Raw genomic sequence first — 9,807 nt, 5'->3', positions numbered from 1 at the left:
TTGGTGGGGTCGGGGTCGCCGAGTGGGGGGATCGGGCCTTGGGGGTTGGGGATTGTGCTCATGTCAGCCTCCTCGTCGATCGAAACTGTCGGAGTACCAGTGCCCGTGGTGGGTGCTCGCATGCGTGGTGAGCTGCTTCGCTCGGTGGGCCGGGATACCCGAGACCCAGTCTTCGTGCCGACCGCACTCGACGTGTCCCGGCCCATCCGAGTTGTTACCCATGGCCGCGGATCGCGGCCGTACGACTGCGCGGAGGACGTGGCCGCTCGAACGAACTCCTGGCCGGCAACCGGACGTGCGGTGACACCGCGGCGAGATCGCGGTCGGCCGTGCCGTGGAGATCGTCCATCGACCTGTCCTTGACGGACTGGACGCGGCCCCGCGCTGTTGGAGGGCAGTTCCCTGTCATCTCATCCCCGAATCCGGCGTACGTCAACCCGGCATCGTTGTCAGAAGGCAACGAATGCGCCGGCCGGAACCCGGGTACCTCTGGGGCACGGCGGAAGGAGTGCTGATGTCCAGTCGTTGGCGGACTGCTGGTGCGCTGACGTTCTGGTGTTTTGTTGTCTGGCTGGGCCTGACTGCGACGTTCACCGTTGAATCGATCGTGGTTGGGTTGGTCGTCAGCATCCTGGTCGGGTGGTTGCTCGCTCCGCTCGGGCCGGCGGCTCCGCCGTGGCGGGTGTTGGTGGCGCTGCGGCTCGCGCCTTTTGTTGTCTACAAGGTGGTGCGGGCCAACGTGTCGCTGGCGCGCCGGATCTGGACGCCGTCGTTGCCGTTGGCAACCGGGATGGTGGTGGTGCGGACCGGGTTCGGGGACGAGGATCGGATCGCCGCCGTTGGGATTGTCAGCTCTCTGATTGTTGACAATCAGATCATTGACATGGATTCGTCGCGGCGGGAGTTGGTGTATCACTGCGTCGCGGTCCCGGCGGAGGGGCGGCGGTACGACGAGATCAACGGACCGCTTGAGCGCCGAATGGGCCGACCAGGAGACAGGAAGGGCCAGCGGGACGGCACAGGTGGGTCTGACCGGAGGGCCGGGGGGGACGGGAGCAGCGGGTCTGACCGGAGGGGCGGGGCGGACGGGAGCAGCGGGTTGGGTGGGAGGGGTGGGGGCGGTGGTTGAGGTGTTTGGGTTGGTGGCGATTGCTGAGGTTGTTGTTGGCGGCCTGCTTGTGGTGCGGATTGCGTGGGGGCCGTCGGTGACCGATCGGGTGGTTGCGTTGAACGCGGTCTCCACTCAGGCGACGCTTGCGCTGCTGTTCTTTGCGGCGTTCGCCGACCGGGTGATCTACCTGGACGTGGCGTTGTGGATGGCTTCGTTCGGGTATTTGGGCGCGCTGGTTTGGGCTCGGTTTCTGGAGCGTGGTCTGTTGTGAGAACGGCGATTGTGGTCGTGCTGTCGTTGATCGGGCTCTTCTTCTCGCTGTCGGGTGCGGTCGGGGTTTTGCGGATGCCTGATGTGTATTCGCGGATCCAGTGCACTTCGAAGGTGATCACGATGGGCGCGGTGCCTGCGCTGATTGCGGTTGCTGTTGGCAAGGGGGTGTTGTCGCAGTACGGCGTACACGCTGTGCTGGTGGCGTTCCTGCTTCTCGTCCTCAACCCGGCCGCGTCGCATGCGCTGGGCAGGGCGGCGTACAAGACCGGCATCCGGCAGTGGTCGGGGGCGGTCGCGGACGAGCCGCGGGATCGGGGGAGGGCGTGATGTTCTGGGTGCTGGACTACTTGTGTCTTGCTGTCGTTCTGGGTGGCGCGGTGCTTGTCGTGCGGTTGCGTAACCTGGCGGGCGCGGCGATGGCGTTGTCGTTGGTCGGTACCGTGCTCGGTCTGCTGTTCGTCGTGCTGGGTGCGCCGGATGACGCGCATGCGCAGATCGTGGTCGGGGCGATCGCGCTTCCGACGCTGTATCTGATTGCGATCGGCAAGGCGCGTACCGATGTCGAGGACCGGAGCGAGCTCGGCGAGCCGGCTGATGATCCGGACAAGCGAACATGAAGCCCGCGAGCCCAAACCGGACAGTTGCGAAGCGGACCGTCGCTGGATGGGTGCTTGCGGCCGGTACGGCGGCGGTGCTTGGGCTGGCCGTTGTCGATCTGCCGCGTGAGGGGGCAGCGCTCCCGCGGATCGCTCGCCAGGCGATGACCGTCGCGTTGCCGCAGTGGCGTACGACGGAGCCGGTGAGTGAGGTTGTGTACGGTACGCGGGCGTTCGACACGTTCGGGGAGACGTTTCTGCTGCTTGCCGCCGTCGTGAGCGTGTTGTTGCTCGGCCGGCATCGTGAACGCCGGCGCGAGTACTTCGGCGAAGAGGAAGCCGGAAAGGAAGAGCAGCAGTACGAGCACCCATGGGATGAGCCTGTCAGTCCGGAAGAGCGGAAGGCCCGCGCGGCCGACCGACGCGAGAGCGGCGCCGAACACGACGCGAGTGGGGCGATGACGGGGGTCGTTCGACTGGCCGTGCGGATTGTGGCGCCGGTGCTGGGCGTTGCGGGGTTCTACCTTGTGCTGGAGGGGTATTCGCCTGGCGGGGGATTTCCGGCCGGGGTTGTGATGGTCGGGCTGGCGTTGCTGGCGTATGCGGGTTTCGGGTACCGGCGGATCGCTCGGCTGGTGCGGCCGGGGCCGCTGGAGGTGCTCGAGCTGGTCGGCGCGTTGCTGGTGATCGTCGTGCTGGCGCTCGGGTTGGTACTGGCCGGCTCGTTCGGAGCGAACTGGTTGCCGTTGGCACCTGAGCAGACGCTGCGCAGTGGGGGGACGATGCAGGCGTTCTCGTTGGCGGAGCTGATCGAGGTCGGCACCGGCCTGACGATCGTGATCTTCTCGTTCCTTGCCATTCGACATGACTGGACCCCGGAAGAACCGGACCAGGCTGGTGGAGAGGGGGAGGAGCAATGATTGTCGTCAACTACTTGGTTGCTGTGGTGCTGTTCGCCCTTGGAGTAGGCGTCATCGTGACTCGGCGGAATCTGATCAAGATCGTCATGGGCTTGTCGCTGATCGAGTCGTCGGGCTACCTGCTGCTGCTGTCGACGGCGTACCGGCGGGGGTCGACGGCGCCGGTTTTGCTGGGTCCGCCGGGCGGCCAGTCGGAGCAGGACCTTGCTCACGGCAACGTCGCGGATCCGGTGTTGCAGAACATCTGTCTGACCGCGATCGTGATCGGCGTCGCGGTCACCGCCGTACTGCTGGTCACCGTCGTGCGGATCGCTCAGCACTACCGGACCCTGGACGCGGATCGAGTCCGCGACCTGCGTGGGTGACGGGTGAACCCCGCGCTGCTGCCGGTTCCGGTGGTGTTGCCGATCGGTGGCGCCGTACTGGCTCCGCTGCTGAGCAGGCTGTCGCCGCGCGCGCCGTTGATCGTCTCGTTGCTCGCCCTCGGCGGTACGTCGGCCCTGCTCCTGTCGTTAGCCCCGCAGGTGTACGGCGGGCACCTGGTCGGCCACGCGCTGGGCAACATCGGCCCGGTGGACGGCACCCAGCTCGGCATCACCCTGACCGCTGAACCGTTCGGACTGACCTACGCGTTGCTGACCGCGGTGATCGGTACGCTGCTCCTGCTCTACAGCCTGTCGGAGCTCGGTGGCCTCGGCGCTCACGAGGCCGGGTGGTACGCGTGCCTCGCGCAACTGTTGCTCGCGGCAATGATCGGTACGGCGCTCAGTGCCGACCTGCTCAACTTGTTCGTCTGGTTCGAGGTGGCGGCGCTGTCGAGCTACGGTCTGAGCGGCTTCTTCCTCGAACGGCCGTGGGCGCTCGAGGCGACGTTCAAGATGATGGTACTGACCAACCTCGCCGGCTTCTTCGTATTCGTCGGTACGGCGCTCCTGTACGCCGGTCACGGCGCGCTGAACCTCGGCCAGCTCCAGCACGCCCTGACCGGCAGTACGGCGGATCTCGTCGCGCTCGGGCTGCTGCTCGCCGGGTTCGGGACGAAGGCCGGGCTGATGCCGTTCCACGGCTGGCTGGCCGACGCGCACTCGGCGGCGCCGGGTCCGGTCTCGGCGATGTTCTCCGGCCTGATGGTCAACCTCGGCGTGGTCGCGATCGCGCGCGTCGCACTGGACGTGTACGCCGTACATCGGACCGCCTTGCCCGGCATCCTGCTGGTCCTCGGTCCGGTCTCCGCGATCGCCGGAGCCGCGCTCGCACTGGCGCAGGACGACCTCAAACGGCTGCTTGCGTACGACACCGTCTCCCAGATGGGGGTCCTGCTGACGGCCGTCGGCGCCGCCTCGCGCCCCGCGATCACCGGGTTCGTCTATCACCTGATCGATCACGCGCTGTTCAAGACGCTGCTGTTCCTGTGTGCCGGTGCGATCGTGCACGCCACCGGGATGACGAGGCTCTCGCAGATGGGTGGCCTGGCTCGCCACCGGCCGCTGGCGACCGCGGCGTTCCTGCTCGGTACGGCGTCGATCGCGGGCGTTCCGCCACTGAACGGTTACGCGTCGCTGGGCCTGATCCACGACGCGCTCAGGTCGGACCACCCGGCTGCTTTCGTTGCAGTCCTCCTCGCCCAGGTCCTCACGGTCGCCGCGCTCGGCCGGGCGGCGTACCTGGCGTTCTTCCGGCGGCGGGACGACGCATACGACCCGCTCGAGCGCAGACGCCCGGGCGCGCTGATCGCGTTCGGTGTCCTGGCCGCCGGCTGCGTCCTGTTCGGCGTACTTCCGGGCTTCGTCGTCGACCACGTCGCCGCGCCGGCTGCCGCCGTACTGCTCGACCAGAACGCGTACGCCACGGCCGCGCTCGCCGGTCAGGCGAGGCTGGCCACGACGACACCGTCCTTCAAGTACTTCGCGCCCGACGAGCTGCTGATCGCCACCGGCTGCATCGCCGCCGGGGTGCTGCTGTGCATCTGGTACGTACGTCGCCCGTCCGAGCCACGGGTGATCACGCTGCTGAGGCGCGTGCACACGGGCTCGGTGAACGATTACGCGGCGTACTCGATCGGCGGCCTGATCGCCTGTACCGCGGTACTACTCCTGTGGTGATCCTCAGCCGGAGGGGAGCCGGCGGCTGTCGATGAGCTGCTGGGCGACGTCGCGGAGTTTGGTGTTGGTGTCCTGCGAGTAGCGGCGGAGGACCTGGAACGCCTGGTCCCCGGTCAGCTTGTAGCGCTCCATCAGGATGCCCATCGCCTGCCCGATCAGCTTACGGGCGTCGATCGCGACCTTCAGGTGCTCCTCGCGCCGGGCGCTCGCGACGGCGACCGCGGCGTGCCGGGCCAGGATGTACGCGACAGCGATGTCGTCCGGTCCGAAGGCGTCCGGCCGCCGGCTGTACAGCCCCAGAACGCCGACCGGCCCTGCCGAGGTCCACAGCGGTACGTCGAGCACGCTGCGCACCCCGAGCTCGAGAACCTTCTTGGCCCAGTCCAGCCAGCGCGCGTCCAGCACGACGTCCGGTACGACGACCGTGGCCCGCTCCTGCATGCACAGGACCAGCGGGCCGTCGCCGCCGGCCGTCTGGAACCGGTAGATCTCGGCGACGACAGGATCGGTGACGGCCGGAATCTCCAGCCGGCCGCCGGACGTCCGCAGGGCGACCCCCGCGTACTCGCAGTTGAGCGCCTGGATCGCGTACTCGACCACCGCCTGGACGGTCTCCTCGATCCCGTCCGCCTCGTGCATCTCCATCGCCAGCCTGGAGAAGAACTCGGCTGTCTGCCCGAGGTCGTTCCGGACCGCGGGTTCCTCGGCGTCGGGTAGTTCCTGACTGATGTCTGCCACTTACTCATCATGCCTCGCGATCTGCGGTTTGACCCATACCCCGGGTCAGGCCGTCAGCGCGAGCTGAAGATGGTCGAGGATGTTCCGCAGCCGCCGGGACACCTGCATCTGGCTGACGCCGATCTCGGCCCCGATCTCCGCCTGGGTGCGGTGGTCGACGAAGCGCCGCCGCAGGATCAGCCGGTCCCGCTCCGGGAGGTTCTCGACGACCGGGCGCAGCGAGTGCACCTGGTCGACGAGCTCGTAGGTGTCGCCGGGTTGCGGGACCTCGCGCGCGGGGGCCGGGGCCCCGGACTCCATGCTGCGCTCGGCGTCCAGGGACGACGGCTGGAAGCAGCCGCGCGCCTGTTCGGCCTCGACGATCTCGTCCACCTCGACGCCGAGCGCCGCCGCGAGCTCGGCATGGTCCGGCCAGTGCCCGAGGGTGATCGCGAGCGTGGTCTGCACCGAGTTCACCCGGGACTGGATCTCCTGCAGCCGGCGCGGGAGCTTGATCGCCCACGCGTTGTCCCGGAAGTGGTGCCGGATCCCGCCGCGGATCGTCGGTACGGCGTACGACCGGAAGTCCGAGTCCGCGGTCGGCCGGTAGTTGCGGACGGCCCGGATCAGGTGCTCGACGGCGATCTGCTCCAGGTCCTCGGTGTCGACGCCGCGGCCGCGGTACCGGCGGGCGATCGTCCGGGCCAGCGGCATCCCGCTGACGATCGCCTCGGCGCGGAGCTGCTCGCGGAGCGGGTCGCGGCTGTGATGTGCGGCCCGGAGGAGGTGCTCGGTCCGGGCGGACTGTTCGGCGTGGGACGCCTTGACTGGACTACTCGTTGACATTGCGGGTTGTCCTGCCTGTGCCCGTCCCGGCCGAGCGCGGCGCATTGTTGGACCGCAACCGGGACCACCCACGGGTACCCGCGGTCATGCGGGTGAATCATCGGTGCCGGTGCCGGACGTACGCCGGGATCGCCAGCCAGAACGCCAGGAACCCGGCCAGCACGCCCGCGACGACGGCCGCCGCCGCGCCACGGGGGAGTACGACGTCAAGCGCGATCAGCAGGCCACCGCAGATCGAGACGACCAGGAACGCCATCCCGCCGCGGGCCAGCCGGTCTGCGATGACCAGCAGCCGGTCGCGCAGACCCTGCTGGTAGAGGAACCGGTGGAAGGCCACGGGTGCCAGGAACAGCATGACCGCGATCGCCGCCGCGATCAGAGTGCACGCGTAAACGACGTGCGTGAACCCGTCCGTGGTGTGGAACTGGTTCTGGAACGCGATCCCGAGCAGGAAGGCGAACAGGATCTGCGTACCGGTCTGCACCAGCCGCAGCTCCTGCAGCAGCTCGTTCCAGTGCCGGTCGAGCCGCTCGCCGGACGTCTCGTCGTCGCGCTCGTAGGGGAACGACTCCTTGAGCCGCATGGCCGTCAGACCGGAGCGTCTTCGGGGTGCTGCTCGAGCAGGTGCAGCACGGGTACGCCGAGGTGCCGGCGTGCCTGCGCGGACCAGTCGACGTGGAGCAGTTCGGCGATGACGTGCGGCCGGGTCAGTACGACGACCTCCCGGCCGTGGATCCGCTGGATCGAGTCGACGAGTTCGTCGACCGGGTGCCGGCGGGTGATGTGGCCGTCCGCCTCCCGGCCGGCCGCGCGGAGCCGCCCGACGCCGCGTTCCAGCGCGGCCGTGGCGTGCGCGTCGGCCGCCCGTTGGGCCTCGTCCGCGGCCCGGTGGACGTCGTCGTCCGGCCGCATCGCGTACCGCGGGCCCGTCATCCCGAACGGGTCGGAGCCCGCGATACCTGCCAGCGACGCCTCGACCTGGGCGTGGGCGTCCTCGGACGGGACGATCAGGTGGAACCGGACGGGTTCCGGCGTACCGGCGTACAGGTCCACCAGCCGCTCCGCGTCCGGGCGGCTCAGTTCCTCCTCGACGAGAACCAGTACGTCGTACATCAGGCCCCTCCCGCGGACGACGGGAGGTTGGTGACCGTGGGTAGTGGGGCGTTGCCCGCCGCGGCCTGGGTCAGGTGGTCCAGGGCGGTGGTCCAGAAGCTGTCGTAGTGGTGGAGCCGGCCGGGCGGGATGCCACCGTGGGTCAGGATCAGGTGGGAGCCGGTCTGGGCCGGGACCACGTCCACGAGGACCGTGCTCGGCCGGTGCGGCGGGTCGTCGAAAGCGGCCTGGAAGTAGTGCGGGGGTTCACAGGTGGTGACGATCCCGGTCTGCTGGGTCTGCGGGCCCGTCACGATCAGGAACCCGCCGTACTCGGTGTCGCTCAGTAGTGTCGATCCGAGCCAGCTGCTGAGGAGTTCCGGTCTGGTGATGAGGTTCCACAGGCGGTCCGGGTCACAGATCAGCGTCCTGACATACCTGAGCTGTGGCGCCCGAGCCGTCCGCTCTGCCTGTGTCGTATGCGCCATACACACCCAGTGCCCAGGTGGCGCGTGCGGTAGTCGCGGTTTACCAGGGATCGCGGACGGATCTGATGTAGGCGACCGGGACGCCGATCAGCATGGTCGCGGCCAGCACGAGAATCAGGATGTTGCGGAAGCGTTCGACGCCTAGGGACGTGGTGTAGAACGAGTCCGGGTTGCGCTGGTCGTAGACCACGTCGACCTTGTCGCCGATGTGCCGGGCGCGGCTCCAGAGCTGCAGCGTCTGGGCGGTGCTGTGGAAGCTGCCGTCGGCGGACCGGAAGCCGATCGTCACCTCGGTGCCACCACCGGTGCCCTGGGGGTCGTGCGGGAGTTTGCGGGTGGCAACGATCTCGCCGCGGGCGCGGGCCTGGTGGGCGGCCAGGTCGCCGAGGTCGTCGATCCGGTGCACGCCCCAGATCAGCGTGATCACGCCGACCGCGAACATGCCGGCCGCCATCGCGGTGAGCACGATCCAGGAGGCAACGACGCCGAGTCGCTTCCGGCGGGTCAGCCGCCGCACCGAATGCTGGGTGCTCACAGCTTTCAAGAGAACCCAGCGGCCGGGTTCTGTCCACTCGAACCGGCGCGCCGCGCCGCGGTATCCAATGCCTGAACCTGCCTGTGTTCAAGCCTTGACGAGCAGTTCCGCGCAATGGCTAACTAACGGCACCCGCCTGCCCGAGGAGACTCGATGCGCCTGCTCCGGTCTGCTGTCTGCGTGCTCGCCCTGGCCGCCCCGTTCGCGATCGTGCCGCCCCCGGCGGACGCCGCTCCGCCGCTGCCCGCCACCGTTTCGCCGGAGCCGCAGCAGCTCGTGCAGCGCGCCGACGGCTTCCCGATCACCCCGGTCGTCGGTCTCGTCCGTACGGCACACACCGACCCCGACGCGGAACGCGTCGTACGGCAGGCCCTGGCCCGCGCCGGCGTGACGACGATCCGCGCCACGGACGGCGCCGATCCCGGTACGCCGACCACGATCTGGCTGGGCCGTGACGCGGGCACGCTCGACTCGCTGCACGTCAAGGACAGCGCCGGTCTCCCCGCCGAGGGGTACGTACTGGCCGCCGGCCGCGACCGCGACGACCGGGCGCAGGTGGTCCTCGACGGCGTCGATGCCGACGGCACGTACTACGCGGCGCAGTCGTTCGCGCAACTGATCCAGGTCCGCGCCGGTCGTGACTGGCTGCCCGGTGTCGCGATCCGCGACTGGCCGACGATGCGGTACCGCGGCGCGATCGAGGGCTTCTACGGTACGCCGTGGTCGCAGGCCGACCGGTTGGACGAGATCGGCTACCTCGGCGAGCACCGGATGAACACGTACGAGTACGCGCCGAAGGACGACCCGTACCACCGCGAGCAGTGGCGCGACCCGTACCCGGCAGACAAGCTCGCGCAGCTCGCCGAACTGGTCACCCGGGCCCGGCAGAACAAGGTCGACTTCACGTTCGCGCTGTCGCCGGGGCTGTCGATCTGCTACACCTCCGAGGCCGACTTCCAGGCGCTGATCGCGAAGTTCGAGGCGCTGTACGACCTGGGCGCGCGATCGTTCAACGTGCCGCTCGACGACATCGACTACAACACCTGGCACTGCGACGCGGACAAGGCGAAGTACGGGACGGGCGGTGGTGCCGCCGGGCGGGCGCAGAGCGACCTGCTGAACCGGGT

Annotated in this window: 15 protein-coding genes; 8 read left to right on the top strand and 7 right to left on the bottom strand. The window is 68.8% G+C overall.

The window, feature by feature from the left end; translation table 11 throughout:
- Positions 1 to 214: 214 nt before the first annotated feature.
- Positions 215 to 349 carry a hypothetical protein gene (locus tag VFF46_RS32015; protein ID WP_325040975.1) on the bottom strand — a complete coding sequence of 45 codons (135 nt, stop codon included), beginning with the start codon at positions 347 to 349 and terminating at the stop codon, positions 215 to 217.
- A 165-nt stretch (positions 350 to 514) separates the two neighbouring features.
- Between VFF46_RS32015 and VFF46_RS32010 the strand changes: the two genes are divergently transcribed.
- From VFF46_RS32010 to VFF46_RS31980, 7 genes are read left to right on the top strand one after another with little or no spacing between them, the layout of a single operon-like run.
- Positions 515 to 1,129 (top strand): Na+/H+ antiporter subunit E, encoded by a 615-nt coding sequence (locus VFF46_RS32010; protein WP_325040974.1) that lies wholly within the window; start codon positions 515 to 517, stop codon positions 1,127 to 1,129.
- A complete protein-coding gene (locus VFF46_RS32005) occupies positions 1,122 to 1,382 on the top strand; it encodes a monovalent cation/H+ antiporter complex subunit F (RefSeq protein WP_325040973.1) in 261 nt (86 codons plus the stop codon). Before VFF46_RS32010 ends, VFF46_RS32005 begins: the two co-directional genes overlap by 8 nt.
- Positions 1,379 to 1,711 carry a monovalent cation/H(+) antiporter subunit G gene (mnhG, locus tag VFF46_RS32000; RefSeq protein ID WP_325040972.1) on the top strand — a complete coding sequence of 111 codons (333 nt, stop codon included), beginning with the start codon at positions 1,379 to 1,381 and terminating at the stop codon, positions 1,709 to 1,711. Before VFF46_RS32005 ends, mnhG begins: the two co-directional genes overlap by 4 nt.
- Positions 1,711 to 2,001, top strand: coding sequence for a DUF4040 domain-containing protein (locus VFF46_RS31995; RefSeq protein ID WP_325040971.1), 291 nt, complete (start codon positions 1,711 to 1,713; stop codon positions 1,999 to 2,001). Before mnhG ends, VFF46_RS31995 begins: the two co-directional genes overlap by 1 nt.
- Complete coding sequence (locus VFF46_RS31990; protein ID WP_325040970.1) at positions 1,998 to 2,900, top strand: MnhB domain-containing protein; 903 nt, start codon at positions 1,998 to 2,000, stop codon at positions 2,898 to 2,900. The genes VFF46_RS31995 and VFF46_RS31990 overlap by 4 nt, the downstream gene beginning before the upstream one ends.
- On the top strand, positions 2,897 to 3,265 hold the full coding sequence (locus tag VFF46_RS31985) for a sodium:proton antiporter (protein WP_325040969.1): 369 nt from the start codon (positions 2,897 to 2,899) through the stop codon (positions 3,263 to 3,265). The genes VFF46_RS31990 and VFF46_RS31985 overlap by 4 nt, the downstream gene beginning before the upstream one ends.
- A gap of 3 nt (positions 3,266 to 3,268) precedes the next feature.
- Complete coding sequence (locus VFF46_RS31980) at positions 3,269 to 5,002, top strand: complex I subunit 5 family protein (RefSeq protein WP_325040968.1); 1,734 nt, start codon at positions 3,269 to 3,271, stop codon at positions 5,000 to 5,002.
- Between the two features lie 3 nt (positions 5,003 to 5,005).
- Here VFF46_RS31980 and VFF46_RS31975 read toward each other — a convergent pair whose 3' ends face one another.
- The 6 genes from VFF46_RS31975 to VFF46_RS31950 all read right to left on the bottom strand — a co-directional run bounded on the left by VFF46_RS31975 (position 5,006) and on the right by VFF46_RS31950 (position 8,680).
- Positions 5,006 to 5,740, bottom strand: a complete 735-nt coding sequence (locus VFF46_RS31975; RefSeq protein ID WP_325040967.1) for a GAF and ANTAR domain-containing protein — start codon at positions 5,738 to 5,740, stop codon at positions 5,006 to 5,008.
- Between the two features lie 45 nt (positions 5,741 to 5,785).
- Positions 5,786 to 6,565 (bottom strand): sigma-70 family RNA polymerase sigma factor, encoded by a 780-nt coding sequence (locus VFF46_RS31970; protein ID WP_325040966.1) that lies wholly within the window; start codon positions 6,563 to 6,565, stop codon positions 5,786 to 5,788.
- Between the two features lie 97 nt (positions 6,566 to 6,662).
- Positions 6,663 to 7,148 carry a DUF6328 family protein gene (locus VFF46_RS31965; protein ID WP_325040965.1) on the bottom strand — a complete coding sequence of 162 codons (486 nt, stop codon included), beginning with the start codon at positions 7,146 to 7,148 and terminating at the stop codon, positions 6,663 to 6,665.
- Positions 7,149 to 7,153: 5 nt separating this feature from the next.
- A complete protein-coding gene (locus VFF46_RS31960; RefSeq protein ID WP_325040964.1) occupies positions 7,154 to 7,678 on the bottom strand; it encodes a hypothetical protein in 525 nt (174 codons plus the stop codon).
- On the bottom strand, positions 7,678 to 8,145 hold the full coding sequence (locus VFF46_RS31955; protein ID WP_325040963.1) for an SRPBCC family protein: 468 nt from the start codon (positions 8,143 to 8,145) through the stop codon (positions 7,678 to 7,680). Before VFF46_RS31955 ends, VFF46_RS31960 begins: the two co-directional genes overlap by 1 nt.
- Before the next feature lie 40 nt (positions 8,146 to 8,185).
- Positions 8,186 to 8,680 carry a DUF3592 domain-containing protein gene (locus tag VFF46_RS31950; protein WP_325040962.1) on the bottom strand — a complete coding sequence of 165 codons (495 nt, stop codon included), beginning with the start codon at positions 8,678 to 8,680 and terminating at the stop codon, positions 8,186 to 8,188.
- A 153-nt stretch (positions 8,681 to 8,833) separates the two neighbouring features.
- Between VFF46_RS31950 and VFF46_RS31945 the strand changes: the two genes are divergently transcribed.
- Positions 8,834 to 9,807 (top strand): beta-N-acetylglucosaminidase domain-containing protein (locus tag VFF46_RS31945; RefSeq protein WP_325040961.1); only part of this gene is annotated, 974 nt, incomplete at its 3' end.

Source organism: Kribbella sp. (assembly GCF_035655035.1).
Lineage (GTDB): Bacteria > Actinomycetota > Actinomycetes > Propionibacteriales > Kribbellaceae > Kribbella.
This window is presented reverse-complemented; position numbering and strand designations above follow the sequence as displayed.

Excerpts from the sequence above, each read along its gene's own strand:
- VFF46_RS32015 (WP_325040975.1), bottom strand. The coding sequence starts at position 349 with ATGGACGATCTCCACGGCACGGCCGACCGCGATCTCGCCGCGGTGTCA.
- VFF46_RS32010 (WP_325040974.1), top strand. The coding sequence starts at position 515 with ATGTCCAGTCGTTGGCGGACTGCTGGTGCGCTGACGTTCTGGTGTTTT.
- VFF46_RS31995 (WP_325040971.1), top strand. The coding sequence starts at position 1,711 with ATGTTCTGGGTGCTGGACTACTTGTGTCTTGCTGTCGTTCTGGGTGGC.
- VFF46_RS31990 (WP_325040970.1), top strand. The coding sequence starts at position 1,998 with ATGAAGCCCGCGAGCCCAAACCGGACAGTTGCGAAGCGGACCGTCGCT.
- VFF46_RS31985 (WP_325040969.1), top strand. The coding sequence starts at position 2,897 with ATGATTGTCGTCAACTACTTGGTTGCTGTGGTGCTGTTCGCCCTTGGA.
- VFF46_RS31970 (WP_325040966.1), bottom strand. The coding sequence starts at position 6,565 with ATGTCAACGAGTAGTCCAGTCAAGGCGTCCCACGCCGAACAGTCCGCC.
- VFF46_RS31965 (WP_325040965.1), bottom strand. The coding sequence starts at position 7,148 with ATGCGGCTCAAGGAGTCGTTCCCCTACGAGCGCGACGACGAGACGTCC.
- VFF46_RS31960 (WP_325040964.1), bottom strand. The coding sequence starts at position 7,678 with ATGTACGACGTACTGGTTCTCGTCGAGGAGGAACTGAGCCGCCCGGAC.
- VFF46_RS31955 (WP_325040963.1), bottom strand. The coding sequence starts at position 8,145 with ATGGCGCATACGACACAGGCAGAGCGGACGGCTCGGGCGCCACAGCTC.